An 18,797-nucleotide genomic window follows, 5' to 3' on the forward strand; every position below is an offset into this window, starting at 1 on the left:
CCCAAAAGCGATGGCGCAGGTGAGCGCGGGCGTGTCCCAGTTCTTTACGCAACATCAGCTGGGGGGCATGCTCATGCAAGGCATGTTGCTGGCCGGCGGCGTTTTTTCGGCCGCGCTCGGGCTGAAAGGCTTTCTGCTCCCAAACGGCTTTATCGATGGGGGCGTGACGGGTATTTCGTTGCTGGTCAGCCAGCTGACGGGGATTTCGCTCTCGGCGCTCATTGTGCTGATTAACATCCCGTTCATTGTGCTGGGGTATTACCAGGTGGGGCAGAAGTTCGCCCTCAAAACCCTGCTCACCATTCTGGCGCTGGCGGGGGCGCTGCTGGTGGTGTCGTTTCCGCCCCTCACGCAGGACAAGCTGCTGATTGCCGTGTTCGGCGGTTTCTTTCTGGGGGCCGGGGTGGGCTTGGCCATGCGCGGCGGCGGCGTGCTTGATGGCACCGAAATTCTGGCCTTGTATCTCACGCGTCGGCTGCCTGCCTCCATCGGCGACATTGTGCTCATTATCAACGTGATTATATTCTCGGCAGCCGCCTGGCTGCTGTCGATAGAAACGGCGCTGTATTCCATTCTGGCGTACCTGGCCGCGGCTCGTACCGTGGATTTTGTGCTGGTGGGCATCGAGGAATACACCGGCCTGACCATCATCTCGTTTCACAGCACCGAAATCCGGCGCATGATAACCGATAAGCTGCACCGTGGGGCAACGGTGTACGAATGTACCCAGGGCTTTGGCACCCACGGGCACCAACATTTGAAAGTAGAGGCCATTTTCACGGTCGTGACCCGCCTGGAGGTGGTTAGCCTGACGGATGAGATTCATAAAATTGACCCGAACGCCTTCGTCGTCTCCCAGAGCGTGAGCGACATGAAGGGCGGCCTGATTAAAAGACGGGCCTTGCATTAGCCATTCCGGGGGAGAGCCGGCCACCGGGCGGTGGGGCCAATCAGTAGAATATCATGGAAAGGTGGTACCGGTTTCTGGGAGTTCGGCCGCACGAAACCACGTCGGTGTGGCTGCTCTTTGCCCACAATTCCCTGCTCAGCTTTGGCACCGTGCTGGTGTATTTGGCGGCCACGGCGCTGCTGCTGGCCCGGCACCCGGCTTCCAGCCTGCCCGTGGCCTACTGCGTGGGCGCTCTGGCCATGGGGCTCACGGGCTGCCTGTATGCCTACCTGGAACGGCGCTGGCTGGGGCCGAGCCTGGCGGTGCGGGCACTGCTGGCGGTGGTGGCCATTGCCTTGGTGCTGGCGTTGGCCTGGCGTCCCACGCCGTCGGTGGTCACGGCCGTGGCCATCATGACGGGCTACCGCCTGCTGTACCTGCTCACCAATCTGGAGGCCTGGAGCATGTCGGCCACCCTGTTCAACGCGCGCCAGGGGCGGCGGCTGTTCGGGGTGGTGAGCTCCGGCGAACTGCCGGCCAAAGCCGTGGGGGCGGCGCTGGCCATTTTCGTGCCCGCGGCCCACGCCATTTCGCTGCTGTTAATCATGGCATTAAGCGCGTACCTGCTGGCCGCGCTGGTGCAGCGGGCGGCTTTTCGGCGGATAACCGGCTTGCCCCATCTGTCCCACGCCTCGAAGGCTGGACGCTCCCTGCCGCTCATCCGGCAGCTGCTGGGGCCGGGCGCGTTGGTGCGGGTGATGGGCCTGAGCGTGATGGCGGTGGCAACGGTAGCCGTGGGCGTGGAGTACGTTTTCTTGCTCAACGTTCGCAACTTTTTGCCCGGGCCGGTGGATGTGGTGCAGTACCTGGGCGCGGTGCTGGCGCTGGCGTATCTGCTGGCCGCGGCGGGCCGGCTGTTGTTTGCCCGGCGCGGCCTGGCGTGGGTGGGCGTGCGCCGGACGCTGCTGCTGCTGCCCATCACGGTGCTGGGGGGCGTGCTGCTGTTCTGGGGGTGGCGGGCGTTGCCCGTGGGGCCACTGGGCCAGCTGGTTTATTTCAGCGGGCTGTACCTGGGGCTGGAAATATGCCGCCGGGCGTTGTTCGAACCGGTTTTTATGGTGCTGTTTCACCGGTTGCCGCCGCCCGAGCACCTGGCGGGGCGCAGCGTGGTCAAAGGAATTTACGAGCCAGCGGGGGTGGGGCTGGGCGGCTTGCTGCTGCTCGCGGCCCAGCCGTTTGCAACTGTGAGCTCCTGGCTGCCCTTTGTGTGGATGGCCGGGCTGATAATTGGCGTGGTGTTTCTGCTGCGGTACATGCTTTGGCACTACCTGGAAGCCCTGAAGCTGAGCCTGCACCTGCACGGTACGTCAGAACATGAGGAATTTGGCGCGGGCGCTCAACCGCCGGACCGGCGCTCGGCCGAGGCCGATTCCGGCGTGGAAATGGTGTTGCAGGCCATCGAGCATCTGCACCAGATTGAAGCCGGCGCCCTGCTCGAACAGGCCGAGCACCTGCTCACGCACCCCAGCAACCGCATCCGCCACCGGGCCCTGCGGCTGCTGGGCCCCCGGGTAGAGCTTGGGCGGCTGCGGCAGCTGGCCCTGGAAGACCCCGACCCTGCGCTGCGCGAAATGGCCAGCTGCCTGGCCGGCCCCCACCCGGCCGCCGACGACCTGCTGCTGCACTCCGACTGGGCCGTGCGCCAGGGCGCCATTCGGGGGCGGCTGGGGGCGCACCCCACCGATGGCGCGGCGCTGGCCAGCCTGGCCGCCGTGGCCTCATCCACCGAAACCAATGCCCGCCACGCGGCTTTGGAGCTCATTGCACTGCTCACGCCACAGCAGCAGCAGCAGGCCATCGCTACCTGCCTGCACAGCCCCGAGCCGGCCCTGGTGCAGGCCGCCGTGCGGGCCGTGGCCGAGGTGCCCGGCCCCGATATGATAAGCCTGATGATGAGCTTTCTGTGCATGAAAAAAGTGCAGAAACCAGCTCTGGCGGGGCTGGTACGAATCGGGGCACCCGTGCTGCCGCTGCTCAAACCCGCTTTAGCGCAGGAAACCGACCAGCGCCGTGCCCAGGCGTTGGCCCAGGTGTGCGCGCGCATGGCCACCCCCGCGGCCCGGCAAGTACTGCTCGAAATAGCCAGCGGCACCAACCTCCAGGCGCGGGCGGCGGTGCTGCGGGCGCTCGACAGCTTTGTCACCATGCCCGGCGATGCGCCGCTCTTTCAGCAATTGATAGAGGAAGAGATGCGGCTGGCGCAGCACTTTTTGCACGGCATGCACGCCGCCAACGGCGAGCTGCGCGCCGCCCTGCGCCAGGAGCTGCGCCGCTGCACCCAGCGCCTGTTTGGCCTGCTGATGCAAGTATATGAGCGGCCGCCTCTGCTGGAAGCGCAGCACAGCGCCATCCACGCCACCGGCGAAACCCAGGCCAGCGCCCTTGAAATCCTGGAAAACATGATTCCGCTCCCGCTCTTTGCCGGCCTGCAGGCCATGCTGGAAACGGGCCGTCTAAGCCAGCGTGGCGAGGTGATGGATGCGCTGCTCGGGCCCGTCACCACCGCCGAAACGATGCAAACCACCGTGGTGCGCCGGGGCGCGGAGGCCTTCACGGCCTGGACGATAAGCGTGGCCCTGCGGCAGTGGCACCCGCAGCCCGCCACCGTGGCCTACCTAGTGCCCCATTTGCAGGCCACCAGCCTCCTGGTGCAGGAAAGTGCCCTCGCCGTGCTCCAGCAATTGCCCGTGCTGCGCCCGGCTGCCTACGACCAACTTCTTCTCACGCATCCTGCCGTCGCCTTCCTCGCTATGAATCCACCGACCACTGCTCCCCACACCTCGGCCCGCGACCGGGTCCTCATCCTCAAAGGCACCTCCCTGTTTGCCAATACGCCCGAAAACATCCTCGGCAATATCGAGCCCATCATGCGGGAAGTGACGTTTGAAGCGGGCCAGGAAATCTTCAGCAAAGGCAGCCTGGGTACCTCGCTGTTCATCGTGAGTGAGGGCGAAGTCGGCATCTTCGACGGCCAGCGCCAGTTGACTACCTTCCACAGCGGCGACTTTTTTGGCGAGCTGGCCCTGCTCGATGCCGAAGCCCGCTCGGCCTCGGCCGTGGCGCTGGGGCCGGTCGCCGCGTTTCGCATCGACCAGGAGGACTTTTACGACGTGATGGAGGACTGCCCCGAAGTCACCCGCAACATCCTGAAAGTGCTGTGCCAGCGCCTGCGCCGCCAGAACGAGCGGATGCAGCCCCCGCAGCCGGTAGCGGGGTAATTTGCCGTGGCGCGAGTGCGCGTAATGCTCCCCGCCGGGCTACCTTGCGGCATGACGCTCCTCATCATTGTGCTGGCCGTGCTGGCGCTTATCGTCCTCAGCAGCTGGGGCAAAGTCAATGCGTTTCTGGCATTTTTGCTGGTCACCGTTCCGGCGGGGCTGGCGCTGGGGCTGCCGCCCGCGCAGGTGCTGGCCGCCGTGCAAAAAGGCCTCGGCGATACGCTGGGCTCCGTCGCACTGGTGGTAGTATTGGGAGCCATGCTGGGCAAGCTGGTGGCCGAAAGCGGCGCTGCCCAGCGCATCGCCGCCGTGCTGATGCGCGCCTTCGGCCCGAAAAACATTCAGTGGACGATGATGGTCACCGGCTTTATCATCGGCATTCCGCTGTTCTACAACGTGGGCTTTCTGCTGGTTATCCCGCTGATATTCTCGGTGGTGTACCAGTACCGGCTGCCGGCCGTGTACGTGGGCCTGCCCATGCTGGCTTCGCTCTCGGTGCTGCACGGCTTTCTGCCGCCGCACCCGGCCCCCACGGCGCTGGTGGCGCTGTTCCACGCCAACGTGGGCCTCACGTTTGGCTACGGGCTGCTGGTGGCGGTGCCGGCCGTGGCGGTGGCCGGGCCGCTGTATGCGCGCACGCTGCGGGACATCGTGTCGGCGCCACTGGCGGGATTTGTGAGCGAAGCGCGGCCCGAAAGCGCTTTGCCAGGCCGCGCCAACAGCTTCCTCTCGTCGCTGCTGCCGGTGCTGGTGCTGGCAGCCGTGCTGGGTTTGCAGGCGGTGCTGCCGCCCGGCGGCCCGCTCGCGCCGGCCCTCGCGTTTCTGGCCGACCCGGGCGTGGTCATGCTGCTGTCGGTGGGCGTGGCCACGTTCAGCCTGGGCCGCAGCCAGGGCAAAACCATGGCCGCCGTGATGGAAACTTACGGCGAAGCCCTGCGCGACGTGGCGCTGCTGTTGCTCATCATCGGCGGGGCGGGGGCGCTGAAGGAAGTGCTGGTGCAAAGCGGGGCGGGCCAGGCCATTGCGGCGGGCCTGCACGGCACGGGCCTGCCGCCGCTGGTGCTGGGCTGGCTGCTGGCGGGCCTCATTCGGGTGTGTCTGGGCTCGGCCACGGTGGCGGGCCTCACGGCGGCCGGGGTGATGCTGCCTACTATGGCCCATTCAGCCGTGAACCCCAACCTGATGGTGCTGGCCATCGGGGCGGGCAGCCTGCTGTTCTCGCACCTGAACGACAGCGGGTTCTGGCTATTCAAGCAGTATTTCAACCTCTCGCTGCGCGACACGCTACGTTCGTGGTCGGCTATGGAAACCATCGTGTCGGTGGTGGGCTTGCTGGGCGTGTTGGTGCTCGATTGGGCCTTGCCACTGGTGGCGCCCGTGCTGGCACGATTATGACTTGGTGAAATGCTCGCAAGTAATTGTTAATCCCTATCTTGGCTTCATCTTAATCCATCCTTCAACCCACGTCGCCCTATGAATTCCCGTAGAAATTTCCTGACTTCGGCCGCGCTGCTATCGGCTGGCTTACTGGTATCGCCGGCCCTGCTGGCCCGCGACAAGAGCTACAATAAAAAGTACATCGGCCTGCAGCTCTACACCGTGCGCGATGCCATGGCCAAGGACCCCGCCGGCACGCTGGCGCAGCTGGCCAAAATGGGCTACAACTCGCTGGAAGGCGCGACGTACACCGGCACCCAGAAATTCTACGGCATGACGCCCCAGGCCTTCGCCGCCCTGCTCAAGCAAAACGGCCTGATAATGCCCAGCAGCCACTACCGCCTCGGCGAGGAGCAGATGAACGGCGCGCCGGCCATGGGCACCATGCTCCACGAGTGGGACCGCGCCGTGGACGACGCGGCCGCCGTCGGCGTGAAATACATGGTGTGTGCCTACCTCTCGGAGGCCGAGCGGGGCAACCTCGACCACTACAAATACATCGCCGACCAGCTCCACAAAGCCGGCGAGCGCTGCCAGAAAGCCGGCATCCAACTTTGCTACCACAACCACGACTTCGAGTTTGTGCCCCAAAACGGCAAGCTGCCCTACGACCTGCTCCTCGCCACCGACCCCAAACTGGTGAAAATGGAGCTCGACCTCTACTGGGCCACCAAAGCCGGCCACGACCCGCTCACGCTGTTCAAGCAGCACCCCGGCCGCTTCCCGCTCTGGCACGTCAAGGACATGGACAAGGCCGCGCCGCACTCGTTCACGGAAGTAGGCAACGGCAGCATCGACTTCAAAAAGATATTCGCCCACGCCAACGAAGCCGGTCTGCAATACTTCTTTGTGGAGCAGGACATCACGCCCGGCTCGCCCTTCGATAGCGCTGCTAAAAGCCTATCTTACATCAAGAAAAACCTGGTATAGCCGTAAGACCAAAAAAAGCAAAACCCTCCTGCTGAGTCTACGCTCAGCAGGAGGGTTTTGCTTTTTTGAGAAGTCAATTCTACTTCGCCGCCGCCATCGGCAGCTCCCGAATCCAGATATTGCGGAAGCTCAACGGCTCGCTCTTGTCGCCGTGGGCCTGGAGCTTGATGGGCGAGGGGCCATGCGCGGCCTGGTACGAGGGCTTGCCGATGTACTGCGTGGGGCCGGTGAGGGCGGTATGGTCCTGCACCAGCACGCCGTTGAAAAACACGGTGGCGTAGGCCGGCGTCACCAGCGCGCCGCCTGCGCCGAACACGGGCGCCGTCCACACCACGTCGTAGGTCTGCCACTCGCCGGGCTTCCGGGCGGGGTTGGCCAGCGGAATGGCCTGCTTGTAGAGGCTGCCGGCCATGCCGTTCACGTAGGTTTTATTCTGGTAGGCGTCCACTATTTGCAGCTCGTAGCCCAAGTCCCCGCTGCCCGTCGAGGCTAGGAAGACGCCGCTGTTGCCCCGGGCCTGGCCCGTACCGGTGATGTTGGCCGGAATGCGCCACTCTAAATGCAGCTGGTAATTGCCGAAGCTGCGCTTGGTTTCGATGTTGCCGACGTCCTTTTTCACCGTCATAATGCCGTTTGCTACCGTCCAGCTGGCGGGCGCCTTGTGGTCGCTGGTGAGCACCCACTGGTCGAGGTTCTTGCCATCGAATAGCACCAGCGCGTCGGAGGGCGCATCGCCGATGTTTTTGCCGGGCGTCACCACTTTGGGCACGGGCTCATACACTTCCGTATCCTCGGGTTTGGCGGTTTGCTGGGCGTGGGCGGCGCCCAGGCTGCCGGTCAGAAGGGCGGTGAGTAACAGGCGGGTTTTCATGACGGCAAAGGGTTGGAAGTGGGAGAGATGGCAGGGAAGAGAAGGGCGCTACACGTCGCACAATTGCACGGCTTTGCGCAGCGAGGCCAGCTTATCGGGCTGCTTCGGAATAAATTCCTGCGCCACGTAGCCCTTAAAGCCCGTGGCCACAATGGCCCGCATAACGGCCGGGTAGTACAGCTCCTGGGTCTCGTCGATTTCGTGGCGGCCGGGCACGCCACCGGTGTGGTAATGCGCGATGTAGGCGTGGTTGTCGGTAATATTGCGGATAATGTCGCCCTCGTCAATCTGCATGTGGTAGATGTCGAAAAGCAACTTGAAATGCTCGGAACCCAGCTTTTTGGCCAGCGCCACGCCCCAGGCCGTGCGGTCGCACTGGTAGTCCTTGTGGTCGATTTTGCTATTGAGCAGCTCCATCACCAGCACTACTTTGTGCTTGGCAGCCAGTTCCAGCAGGGGCGTCAGGCCCTTCACGCAGTTGGCCCAGCCGGTGGCATCGTCCTTGCCCCGCCGGCTCCCGCTAAAGCAAATCAGGTTCTTATAGCCCGCCGCCGCCACTTTCGGAATCATCTCGGCGTAGCTTTTCTGCAGCGTGGCGTGAAACTGCGGGTCGTTGAAGCCGTCGGTGAGGTTGATTTCGGCCCCGTTGCACATCGGCGAGTCCAGGCCGTACTTCTTCAGCGTGGGCCACTCTTTCGGCCCCACCAGGTCAATGCCCTTGATGCCAATGCTTTTGGCCGCTGCGCACAGCTGGTCGAGCGATAAATCGCCGTAGCACCAGCGGCACACCGAATGGTTGATGTTGTTTTTCAAGGCGGGCGTTTCGAGCACGTTTTCGGCGGGCGCAAATGCGCCGAGCGCCCCCGCGGCCCCGGTCGCCGCAGCGCCCGCCAGAATGTTTTTGAGCGCCGTGCGGCGGGTGGGAGGCGAGGCCATGACGGAAAGTTTTATTTCAGGGTCAGGATGTATTTCACCATTTCCCGGGCATCAGCTTCCGTCACGCCGGGGTGCGGCGTCATGGGTACAGCACCCCAGTTGCCCGAGCCGCCCTGAATGATTTTACCGGCCAGCATGCTGATATTGGCCTCATTGCTCGGGTATTTCTTGGCCACATCGGCGTAGGCCGGGCCTACCAGTTTCTCTTTTTCCTTGTGGCAACTGGTGCAGTCTGAAGCGGTTATCAGCTTGGCGCCGTTGGCCACTAAGCCGCCGCTGTGCTCGGTGCCAATTTTGGACGTGCTGGTATCGACCTGTGGCTGCTCGGCCACGGCCGCCACGTTGGCGCCGGTGGTACTGTCGCTCTTGAGCTCCGCTGATGAAGCCTTCTGCTGGCTCACTTCATCGGGGCCGTCTTTTTTGTAGCCGGAATCGCAGGCGGCCAGCAAGGCGCAGAGGCTGAGGAATAAAGCAGTTTTTTTCATGGGAAGCGGCAGTTAGATTCCGAGCAGGGAATGGTTGAGGGTAGGGTTGGGGGCCGTGGCGGCGAAGTCGTCGAACGCCTTATCCGTAACGCGGATGATGTGGTCTTTGATGAACTGAGCGCCTTCGCGGGCGCCGTCTTCGGCATTTTTTAGGGCGCATTCCCACTCCAGCACGGCCCAGCCGGGGAAGTCGTACTGCGTCAGCTTGCTGAAAATGGCCTTGAAGTCGACCTGCCCATCGCCCAGCGAGCGGAAGCGGCCGGCCCGGTTTAGCCAGCTTTGGTAGCCGCCGTACACGCCCTGCCGCCCGGTGGGGTTGAACTCCGCATCCTTGACGTGAAACATCTTAATCCGCTCGTGGTAGATGTCGATGTATTCCAGATAATCAAGGCATTGCAATACGAAATGCGAAGGGTCGTAGAGCAGGCAGGCGCGCGGGTGCTGCTGCACCTGGTCCAGAAAAAGCTCGTAGGTCACGCCATCGTGCAGGTCCTCGCCGGCGTGGATTTCGTAGCACAAGTCCACGCCGCACTCGTCAAAGGCGTTCAGAATGGGCAGCCAGCGGCGGCCCAGTTCAGCAAAACCATCCTCCACCAAGCCTGCCGGGCGCTGCGGCCACGGATACAGCATTGGCCAGAGCAGCGCCCCGCTAAAGGTGGCGTGTGCCTTCAAACCCAGGTTTTGCGAAGCCTTGGCGGCGTATATAAGCTGCTGCACGGCCCATTGCTGCCGCGCTTTGGGGTTGTTGCGGTAGGCCTCGGGCGCGAAGCCGTCGAACAGTTGGTCGTAGGCTGGGTTCACGGCCACCAGTTGGCCCTGCAGGTGGGTCGATAATTCGGTGATTTCCAGCCCGGCGGCATTCACCACGCCCCGGATTTCGTCGGCGTAGGCCTGGCTTTCGGCGGCTTTTTGCAGGTCAATAAAGCGCGGGTCGTTGGTGGGCAGCTGCACGCCCTGAAATCCCAAGCCTTTGGCCCAGGCGCAGATGCCGGCCAAGCTGTCGAAAGGCGCTTCATTGCCAATGAATTGGGCCAGAAAAACGGCGGGTCCCTGGATGGTGGTCATGGGCGGGTCAGACGGTGAATTCGGTCCATTTTTGTTCGGAATGGCCCGAAGCAATGACATTTTCAATGAAAGCCATGCCGCGGATGCCTTCGTCCAGCCCAGGAAAATCGAGGGCTTCGGGCGGGGCGGTTTGGCCGGCCATTTCGGCCTGCAAAGTCAGGGCGAAATTGCGGTAGATGTTAGCAAAGGCTTCGAGGTAGCCCTCGGGGTGGCCGGCCGGGGTGCGGGCATTGTGCTGGGCAAAGGAGCTGACGTAGCCCGTGCCCGCCCGATGAACCTCGGTCGGCTTATCCAGCCACTTCACTTGCAGGGTATTGGCGTCCACCTGCTGCCATTCCAGCCCGCCCTTGTCGCCGTAAGCCCGGATGCGGACGTTATTTTCCTCACCGGCCGCCACCTGCGTAGCGACCAATACGCCACTCGCGCCGTTGGATAGCCGGAGCAATACGGCCCCGTCGTCATCCAACCGGCGGCCCGGCACCACGGTGTTAATATCGGCGCACAGCTTCTCAACTTGCAGGCCGGTCACGTATTCCAAGAGGTTAAAAGCGTGGGTGCCGATGTCGCCCATCGCCCCGGCAATGCCGCTGCGGGCGGGGTCGGTGCGCCAGGCCGCCTGCTTGTTGTCCGTGCCTTCCTCGAAGGCGCTGAGCCAGCCCTGCGGGTATTCCACGTAGGCTTTGCGGATGGGACCAAAGGTATTGGCTGCAATGAGCTGCCGGGCTTCCTTCACCATCGGGTAGCCGGTGTAGGTGTGGGTCAAGCAGAGTTTTCGGCCGCTGGAGGTGGCGATTTCCTTGAGCTGTTTGGCCTCGGCCAGCGAGAAAGTCATCGGCTTATCGAGGATGACGTGAAAGCCATTTTCCAGCGCCAGTTTAGCGGGCTCGAAGTGCAGGTGGTTGGGCGTGACGATGGCCACGACCTGCACGCGCTCTGCTTCGGGGCGCTGCTTTTCCTGTGTAATCAGGTCCTCAAATGAGCCGTACACGCGGTCAGGGGCCAGATTCAGAAGTACGCCCGTGGCCCGCGACTTCTCCGCGTCGCTGCTGAAAGCGCCGGCGGTGAGCTCATACAGGCCATCGAGGGCGGCGGCAATGCGGTGGATGCCGCCGATGAACGCGCCCTGTCCGCCGCCAATCATGCCCAGTCGTAGTTTCATAGGGGGAGTGTGGTGCTAAAAGTAGAGGCGCAAATATGCGTCTCTATACTTCCAAACGGGCGTTAGCCTCCGCGTAGCTGATATCTTCGGCTGGCGCGGGGGCGTTCTGGTCCTTAAACAGCAGCACGAACACCGCCAGCACCGCCGCCGCAATACCGGCCGGAATCAGCCAGATGGTGTGCCAATCGTGGAGGTCGCCGGTGATTTTGTGCGCGTCCACAATCTGGCCCGAGAGGAGGGAGCCGATGAGCATGCCCACTCCATAAGTAGCCAGTGTGATAAAGCCCTGGGCCGCGCTTTTCGACTGTTCACCGGCAAGGTTGTCGGTGTAAATCTGCCCTGTCACGAAGAAAAAATCGTAGCAGATGCCGTGCATTACGATGCCCGCAATCAGCATCCAGTAGTTGGAACCGCCGTTGCCGTAGGCGAAGAAGATGTACCGCACCACCCAGGCCAGCATGCCGATGGCCAGCATTTTCTTCACGCCCAGCCGCATGAAAAATACCGGAATCAGCAGCATAAATAGCACTTCCGACACCTGCCCCAAACTCTGAATGCCAGCGGCTGATTTCATTCCCGTCTCGTTCAAGAACGGGTTGGTGAAGCCGTAATAAAACGACAGCGGCACGCAGATAGCCACCGAGGCCAGAAAGAAAATCAGGTACGAGCGGTTCTTCAGCAAACCGATGGCTTCCAGGCCCAGCAGCTCGCCCATGGTAGTGGGGCCGGCTTTTTTGACGGGCGGCGTGGGCGGCAGCGTGAAGCTGAACAGGCCCAGCAACGCCGAGGCCCCGGCCGCCATCTGGAATGTGAGGCCAAGGTTGCCGCTCTGCTCCCAGTTCAGCCAACCGATGGTGATGCCGGCAATAATCCAGCCCAGCGTACCCAGCACCCGAATGGAGGCAAATTCCTTCTGCGGGTTCTGCATCTGGCGGAAGGAAATGGAGTTCACCAGCGCCAGCGTAGGCATGTACACTATCATGTACGTCAGCACATAGGGGTAGAAGGCCGAAAAATCGGTGGCCTGCGAGGCCAGCCAGAGCAGCAGCGCGCCCAGCAGGTGCAGCACCCCCAGGATTTTCTGGGCCGAGAAGAACCGGTCAGCAATCAACCCAATGATAAAAGGGGCCACGATGGCCCCCACCGACTGCGTGAGGAAGGCGCTGCCCACCTGCGTGCCGGTGGTGTGCAGGTTGTGCAGCAGGTAGGTGCCCAGCGTCACAAACCAGGCCCCCCAGATGAAGAACTCCAGGAACATCATCAGGGACAGCTTAAAGCGAATGGCAGGCGTCATGGGCAGGAAGTTGGTGTTGGGAAAGGAATTCGGGCGGGAAAAAGAAGGTCATGCAGAGCGCAGCGAAGCATCTTTACCGTGCAACTAAACAGATTACTATTGCAGTAAAGATGCTTCGCTGCGCTCTGCATGACGGGTTAGTGCTCCGAATCAGGTCGTGGCCCAGGCGCGGTCGCCTTTTTTGTAGGGCACGTTGCCGTCGTAGCGGCCGGGCACGGGCAGGTAGCGGAGGGCCTTCGTCGCACCCACTTCCGAAGTGAAAAAGCCCAGCAGCGTAAGCTCCTTCATCATGCGGAAGTAGTGGGCCGGGTCGTCTTTTTGCTTGTTTTGGGTGAAGGCTTTCTGCTCGGCATCCAGAGCGGTGAGAAAGGCGGTGCGCTGGGCCGCGTCGCAGGCCAGGAAGCCTTTGCCGTTCTTCGCTTTGCAGTCCTGGTCGAGCTTGGTGAGGCCGTTGAGGAAGATTTTCTGGTCGGCGGGCGTGTAGCAATCGCGCACCATCACGCTCATGAAGCTGCCCACCTGGGCGGCTTTGGCGCCTGGTGTTTTGGTGGCGGGCAGGATGGTTTCGCCCACTTCATCGAGCAGGCTCACCTGATTGGCATCAAGAAACGGCTTGGCTTCTTTAGCGGCGGCCGGCTCTTTGGCAGCGGTTTTCTCCTCTTTATTAGTCGGAGAGGAGCAGCCGCTCAGGAAAAAATCGGCTCCGATAACGGTGCCACCCATGATGATGGCCACGCGGGCCAGGGCGTCTCTTCTGTTCATGATGGGAGGTCGGTTTAGAGGTTTTGCTTTTTGAGTTCGCTCACGGCGTGGTCCACGGCGCGGGCCGTGAGGGCCATGTAGGTCAGCGAGGGGTTTTGGCAGGCGGCCGAGGTCATGGCGGCGCCGTCGGTTACGTACACGTTGGGGGCGTCCCAAACCTGGTTGTGGGCGTTGAGAACCGACGTTTTGGGGTCGCGGCCCATGCGGGCGGTGCCCATCTCGTGGATGCCGCCGCCCAGGTTGTAGCCGTTGTTGTAGGTCTTCACGTTCTTCAGGCCCGCTTTTTCCAGCATTTCCTGGGCGTCGGCCATCATGTCGATACGCATTTTCTGCTCGTTGTCGCGGATGCTGGCGTCGAAGGCCAGCACGGGCAGGCCCCACTTGTCCTTCCTGGTTTTGTCGAGGGTAATCAGGTTGTCGTGGTAGGGCAGGGTTTCGCCGAAGCCGGTGATGCCCATGGTCCACTTACCAGGCTCGGTGAGGGCGTCCTTAAACTCGCCGCCGATGCTCATTTCCGGAATCTCGCGGCTCCAGCCCTCGCGGCCGGCGCTGCCCTGGTAGCCGAAGCCGCGGATGTAGTCGCGCTTGTCGCCGAACAGGTTGCGGTAGCGGGGGATGTAGATGCCGTTGGCGCGGCGGCCGTACACGTATTTGTCCTCGAAGCCTTCCACGTCGCCGTGCGCGCCGGCCCGGAAGTGGTGGTCCATCAGGTTGTGGCCCAGCTCGCCGCTGCTGCTGCCCAGGCCGCCGGGCCACACGTCGGTGGCCGAGTTCATCAGCACCCAGGCCGAATTCAGCGCTGAGGCGTTGAGGAAGATGACTTTAGCGTAGTATTCGACGGTCTGGTTGGTCTCGGCGTCGAGCACTTCCACGCCCTTGGCCCGCTTGGTGTCCTTGTCGTAGAGGATTTTGGTGACGATGGAAAACGGCCGCAGCGTGAGGTTGCCGGTGGCCACGGCCGCCGGCAGCGTGGCCGACTGCGTGCTGAAATACGCCCCGAACGGGCAGCCCAGCCAGCATTTGTTGCGGTACTGGCAGGCCACGCGGTTGTGGTGCGGCACCGTGATGTTGGCCGTGCGGCCGATGACCATGCGCCGGTGCGCGTAGTGCTTTTTGAGGCGAGCGGCCACGTCCTTTTCCACCACGTTCATCTCCATGGGCGGCATAAACTCGCCGTCGGGCAGCTGCGGCAGGCCTTCCTTGGAGCCGCTGATGCCGGAAAATTTCTCTACGTAACTGTACCACGGAGCCAGGTCCTTGTACCGGATGGGCCAGTCCACGGCAATGCCGTCCTTGGCGTTGGCCTCAAAATCGAAGTCGCTCCAGCGGTACGACTGTCGGCCCCACATCAGCGAGCGGCCGCCCACCTGGTAGCCCCGGAACCAGTCGAAGGGCTTGATTTCCACGTAGGGGCTGTCCTTGTCGCTGGCCCAGAAGCTGAGGTTGGTTTCGTTGAGGGTGTAGTCGCGCTTCAGCACCGGGTAGTCGGCAATCATCTTTTGGGTTTTGCCGCCCCGATGCTCAAATTCCCACGGGGCCTTATTGGCGTTCACGTAGTCTTTGATGTGCTCCACGTTGCGGCCGCGCTCCAACATGATGGTTTTGAGGCCCTTCTCCGTCAGCTCCTTCGCCGCCCAGCCACCCGAGATACCCGACCCGATGACAATGGCATCGTACGTATTTTTTTCCATGTTACGCTAGCAAATGATGTTGGATTTGAGAAAGGAACCAAGCGAAGTGGCAACTGCTGGCCGCCGGACGGGCCACGCGGTGCGAACAAATATAAAATAATTTGTTGCCGGCCAACCACTACGCGACCAATAATTTACATAATATTGCTAAGCATGAGTGTCCGCCCACTTACCACGGGATTGAGGTTCGAATACCGCCCGGTAGCAGATTAAACTTTGCAAAAAGACAAAAGGCTTATTGCCAATAATTTGACTGTATTTATGATTGCCTTACTGGTTTCCTTCCCTTGTTAAATTTTCCGCTAACTACCCATGAGCAACGTTCCCGATGCGTCGTTGAATAACCTACCTGAAGCGCCCTCGCGGCGCGAATTCCTAAAGCAGGGCGCTGCCGCCGCAGCCGTGTTTATGATAGTGCCGCGCTTCGTGCTGGGCGGCCGGGGCTACACCGCGCCGAGCGACCAGCTGGTGGTAGCCGGCGTGGGCGTAGGCGGCAAGGGCGAAAGCGACCTGGCCGCCTTCGCCAAAACCGGCAAGGTGCGCATCGGCTACCTGTGCGACGTGGACGACCGCCGCGCCGCCCGCTCGGTGCAGGCGTTTCCGCAGGCCAGGTACTATAAGGACTGGCGGCAACTGCTGGAAAAGGAAGGCAAGAATTTCGATGCTGTCTCGGTCTCCACGCCCGACCATAACCACGCCGTTATTACCCTGGCGGCCATGCAGCTGGGTAAGCACGTCTACGTGCAAAAACCGCTCACCCACGACCTATACGAAGCCCGCGCGCTCACCGAGGCCGCCAAGCGCTACAAAGTAGTGACCCAGATGGGCAACCAAGGCGCATCGGGCGACGGCGTGCGGCAGCTCCAGGAGTGGTACGACGCCCACCTCATCGGCGAGGTGCACACCGTGTATTGCTGGACCGACCGGCCGGTGTGGCCGCAAGGCATCGCCTGGCCCCCGCCGGCCACCAGCGTGCCCAAAGAGCTGGACTGGGACCTGTGGCTGGGCACCGCACCCCAGCGGCCTTACGTGGATAAGCTGGTGCCCTTCAACTGGCGCGGGTGGTGGGAGTACGGCACCGGCGCGCTCGGCGACATGGGCTGCCATCTCATGGAAGCGCCGTTTCGGGTGCTGAACCTGGGCTACGCCACGGCGGTGCAGGCCAGCGTGGGCAGCGTGTATGTAGATGAGTTTAAGCGCGGCTATTTTCCCGAAAGCTGCCCGCCGTCCAGCCACGTCACGCTGACCTTCCCCAAGACCAATAAAACCAAGCACGAAGTCACCATGCACTGGATGGACGGTGGCATTCAGCCCGAGCGGCCCGAGGAACTGGGCCCCAACGAAAAGTTCGGCGACGGCGGCAACGGCATCCTGTTCATCGGTAAAAAGGGCAAGATGATGGCCAGCACCTACTCGGCCGACCCACGCCTGCTGCCCACCTCCCGCACCAACGAAGTCCACGTGAAGCCCACCCTAGCCCGCGTGCCCGACGGGGCCAACGGCCACTACGCCCAGTGGGTGGAAGCCTGCCTGGCCGGCTACGGCAACAAGGCCGTCAGCTCGCCCTTCGAGCTGGCCGGCCCGCTCACCGAAGCCCTGCTCATGGCCAACCTCGCCATTCGCGGCTACGACATTCAGCGCCCCAGAACCACCGGCACGGGCTTCGACTATCCCGGCCGCGGCATCGAGCTGCTCTGGGACCCGCAGCAGCTGCGCGTCACCAATTTCGAGGAGGCCAACCAATTTGTGAAGCGCACGTACCGGCCGGGCTGGTAGGAGCGGGGCAAGCGGGCTAGAATGCGTCGTCGTTTACTTCCACCCAGTAATTGTCCGGGTCCTGCAGATACACCTGTTTCACCCCGTCGGGCCGGGCGGTCGATTCCTTGGCCAGTCCGGCCCAGCTGCCATAGGACGTGCCGAGTTTATCGAGGTGGGCGGTGAATTTTTTCAGGTCTTTCACGCTGAAAGCCAGGTGCAGGTTCTTGTCGTGCGGCTCTACTTTGGCCGCGCCCTGAATGATGTGCAGCTGGCTGTGCGGCCCCATCCGAAACCAGACATGCCGGCCGTCCTTGAACGGCTCCGGAATCTGCTGCAATTGCAGCACCTTGCCGTAGAAATCCACGCTTTTCTGCAGGTCGAAGACGTAGAGCGCGACGTGGCTGACCGTTGGCGTGCTTTGGGCAAAGGCCGACCCCGCGCTGCTCAGCGTCATCAGCAGGCCGAATGTGGCGCTGCAAAGCATTTTTTTCATGATTCGTGAACGGTTTTGGCGGCGCAAACAGGCCGGTGAATGCTGCCGCAAGGTGCAATTATTTTGTGAGTTGCCAGCGCCCCAGCTTTCTGGTTTGCAGCTGCTTGGTGTGCTGGTGCACACCCGAGGAAAGGAAGGGTAGGTTCGGCCTTCCCGATAAGTGTAAGGACAGCGTCGTAGGTAATCAGTAGAGTGCGGAAGAGTGCGCCGGACGGGCGGCGCTACTTTTGGGCCGTTGCATTTTCAGCTCGCTTTTCCTTCCTGCATGAATACTAATTCCGCCTTCAGCCTGACCGGCAAAATCGCCCTGGTAACCGGTTGTAACAAAGGCATTGGCCAAGCCATGGCCCTGGGTCTGGCCGAGGCCGGGGCCGACATCATCGGCGTATCGGCCACGCTGGCGGCCGATGGCGGCGAAACCGGCCGTCAGGTGCGGGCGCTGGGCCGCGACCTTCACGCCTACCAGGCCGATTTCAGCCAGCGCGCCACTACCGATGCCTTCATCGCGCAGGTGCAGCAGGATTTTCCGCGCATTGACATCCTCATCAACAATGCCGGCACCATCCGCCGCGCCCCCGCCGCCGAGCATTCCGACCAGGACTGGGACGACGTGCTGGCCATCAACCTCGACGCGCCGTTCCGGCTGGCTCGTGCCATTGGCGGCCAGATGTTGCGGCAGGGCAGCGGCAAAATCATTTTCACCGCCTCGCTGCTCACCTTTCAGGGCGGCATCAACGTGCCCGGCTATGCAGCCAGCAAGGGCGCCCTCGGCAGCCTGGTAAAAGCGCTGGCTAACGAATGGGCCGGCCGGGGCGTGCACGTGAATGCCATCGCGCCCGGCTACATCGCCACCGACAACACCACCGCCCTGCGCGAGGACGAAGAGCGCAGCCAGACCATTCTGGGCCGCATCCCGGCCGGCCGCTGGGGCACTCCGGAAGATTTCAAAGGTCCTACCGTGTTCCTGGCCTCGGCGGCCAGCGACTACGTGCACGGCACCATCCTCACCGTGGACGGCGGCTGGATGGGACGGTAGCAGGCTGTTAATCCAGGTTTTCTGACTTAGGAAATCGCTGAATAGATTTTACTTCCTGGCGCGATGAGCCTAGGCCGGCGAGTCGGCCGCGGACCTGAAAAAGCGCTTGGTCGCCTTATTGAAGCAGCACCAAGCCAAGATTGAAGCCGAGCGCCATCACCAGGAAATGCCGCTCAACTTAAGGGAAAAAGGCCCTGTTAACGAACAAAAATCTGTAGGCCTTGGAGTTAGGCAAGGTGCAGCTTGATGTGGAACGCAAAATTATGGCCTTGGTGGCCGCCAGCTGGCAGTATGCCGCCGAGCAGCCCGAAAACTCGCTCACCGCCGACGTGTTCGGCGCGGGGATTGGGGCGGTGCAGACCGGGTTGGCTGTGGCATGGGCATCGGCAGCAACGGCACGCTGATAGACAACTCGGGCTGCGCCGTGGCCGGCTTGGTGCACGAGTAAGAGTACGTGGTGCCGAAGTGGATGCGCCAAGACCCGCAGGTGGCCGCCGTGGAGTAGTGGCTGGAGGCCAAGCGCCTGCGCGGCTACGCCGAGGGTGGGGCCACCGGTGGGGCCACCGGTGGGGCCACGCTGCCGGCCGCCAACCCGGCGCTGGCAGCGGATGGGGAGCTCACCTATGCCGTGCAAATCCAGATGCTCCAGGCGCTTCTACTACTGACCGGGCAGCTGGCCGATGTGAAAGACTGGCAAACCAAAATCAGAAGTT

General features: G+C 62.5%; 16 protein-coding genes. 7 read left to right on the forward strand and 9 right to left on the reverse strand.

From position 1 onward, the window contains the following. Window positions 1-31: 31 nt before the first annotated feature. The 4 genes from ACYU7Q_RS02545 (at window position 32) to ACYU7Q_RS02560 (ending at window position 6,534) form a co-directional block, all read left to right on the forward strand. Complete coding sequence (locus tag ACYU7Q_RS02545; RefSeq protein WP_460607865.1) at window positions 32-910, forward strand: YitT family protein; 879 nt, start codon at window positions 32-34, stop codon at window positions 908-910. Window positions 911-963: 53 nt separating this feature from the next. Then, window positions 964-4,167: a cyclic nucleotide-binding domain-containing protein gene (locus ACYU7Q_RS02550; protein ID WP_460607866.1), complete on the forward strand. Its 3,204-nt coding sequence runs from the start codon at window positions 964-966 to the stop codon at window positions 4,165-4,167. A 51-nt stretch (window positions 4,168-4,218) separates the two neighbouring features. After that, complete coding sequence (locus tag ACYU7Q_RS02555) at window positions 4,219-5,562, forward strand: transporter permease (protein WP_460607867.1); 1,344 nt, start codon at window positions 4,219-4,221, stop codon at window positions 5,560-5,562. 78 nt (window positions 5,563-5,640) lie between these two features. After that, window positions 5,641-6,534: a sugar phosphate isomerase/epimerase family protein gene (locus tag ACYU7Q_RS02560; protein WP_460607868.1), complete on the forward strand. Its 894-nt coding sequence runs from the start codon at window positions 5,641-5,643 to the stop codon at window positions 6,532-6,534. Between the two features lie 79 nt (window positions 6,535-6,613). Here the strand turns inward: ACYU7Q_RS02560 and ACYU7Q_RS02565 are convergent, their stop codons facing one another. The 8 genes from ACYU7Q_RS02565 to ACYU7Q_RS02600 form a co-directional block, all read right to left on the reverse strand. Then, a complete protein-coding gene (locus tag ACYU7Q_RS02565; protein ID WP_460607869.1) occupies window positions 6,614-7,405 on the reverse strand; it encodes a 3-keto-disaccharide hydrolase in 792 nt (263 codons plus the stop codon). A gap of 48 nt (window positions 7,406-7,453) precedes the next feature. Further along, a complete protein-coding gene (locus ACYU7Q_RS02570; protein ID WP_460607870.1) occupies window positions 7,454-8,341 on the reverse strand; it encodes a hydroxypyruvate isomerase family protein in 888 nt (295 codons plus the stop codon). Window positions 8,342-8,352: 11 nt separating this feature from the next. Further along, window positions 8,353-8,826, reverse strand: coding sequence for a c-type cytochrome (locus tag ACYU7Q_RS02575; RefSeq protein ID WP_460607871.1), 474 nt, complete (start codon window positions 8,824-8,826; stop codon window positions 8,353-8,355). 12 nt (window positions 8,827-8,838) lie between these two features. After that, on the reverse strand, window positions 8,839-9,891 hold the full coding sequence (locus ACYU7Q_RS02580; protein WP_460607872.1) for a sugar phosphate isomerase/epimerase family protein: 1,053 nt from the start codon (window positions 9,889-9,891) through the stop codon (window positions 8,839-8,841). A gap of 7 nt (window positions 9,892-9,898) precedes the next feature. Continuing rightward, a complete protein-coding gene (locus ACYU7Q_RS02585; RefSeq protein WP_460607873.1) occupies window positions 9,899-11,050 on the reverse strand; it encodes a Gfo/Idh/MocA family protein in 1,152 nt (383 codons plus the stop codon). A gap of 43 nt (window positions 11,051-11,093) precedes the next feature. Beyond that, the gene (locus ACYU7Q_RS02590) at window positions 11,094-12,344 is read right to left on the reverse strand and encodes a nucleoside permease (RefSeq protein WP_460607874.1); all 1,251 of its coding nucleotides are present in this window, start codon (window positions 12,342-12,344) and stop codon (window positions 11,094-11,096) included. Between the two features lie 150 nt (window positions 12,345-12,494). After that, complete coding sequence (locus ACYU7Q_RS02595; protein ID WP_460607875.1) at window positions 12,495-13,106, reverse strand: gluconate 2-dehydrogenase subunit 3 family protein; 612 nt, start codon at window positions 13,104-13,106, stop codon at window positions 12,495-12,497. Window positions 13,107-13,120: 14 nt separating this feature from the next. Then, a complete protein-coding gene (locus tag ACYU7Q_RS02600) occupies window positions 13,121-14,797 on the reverse strand; it encodes a GMC family oxidoreductase (RefSeq protein WP_460607876.1) in 1,677 nt (558 codons plus the stop codon). Between the two features lie 312 nt (window positions 14,798-15,109). On the opposite strand from ACYU7Q_RS02600, the gene ACYU7Q_RS02605 reads away from it, so the two are divergent. Further along, entirely contained in the window at window positions 15,110-16,573 is a 1,464-nt protein-coding gene (locus ACYU7Q_RS02605) for a Gfo/Idh/MocA family protein (RefSeq protein ID WP_460607877.1), read from the forward strand. 16 nt (window positions 16,574-16,589) lie between these two features. On the opposite strand, the gene ACYU7Q_RS02610 is transcribed toward ACYU7Q_RS02605, so the two are convergent. Continuing rightward, on the reverse strand, window positions 16,590-17,048 hold the full coding sequence (locus tag ACYU7Q_RS02610) for a VOC family protein (protein ID WP_460607878.1): 459 nt from the start codon (window positions 17,046-17,048) through the stop codon (window positions 16,590-16,592). Window positions 17,049-17,313: 265 nt separating this feature from the next. On the opposite strand from ACYU7Q_RS02610, the gene kduD reads away from it, so the two are divergent. Then, a complete protein-coding gene (gene kduD / locus ACYU7Q_RS02615) occupies window positions 17,314-18,084 on the forward strand; it encodes a 2-dehydro-3-deoxy-D-gluconate 5-dehydrogenase KduD (RefSeq protein WP_460607879.1) in 771 nt (256 codons plus the stop codon). Window positions 18,085-18,332: 248 nt separating this feature from the next. Beyond that, the gene (locus ACYU7Q_RS02620; RefSeq protein WP_460607880.1) at window positions 18,333-18,488 is read left to right on the forward strand and encodes a hypothetical protein; all 156 of its coding nucleotides are present in this window, start codon (window positions 18,333-18,335) and stop codon (window positions 18,486-18,488) included. Window positions 18,489-18,797: the final 309 nt, after the last annotated feature.

The organism is Hymenobacter terrigena (assembly GCF_054776515.1).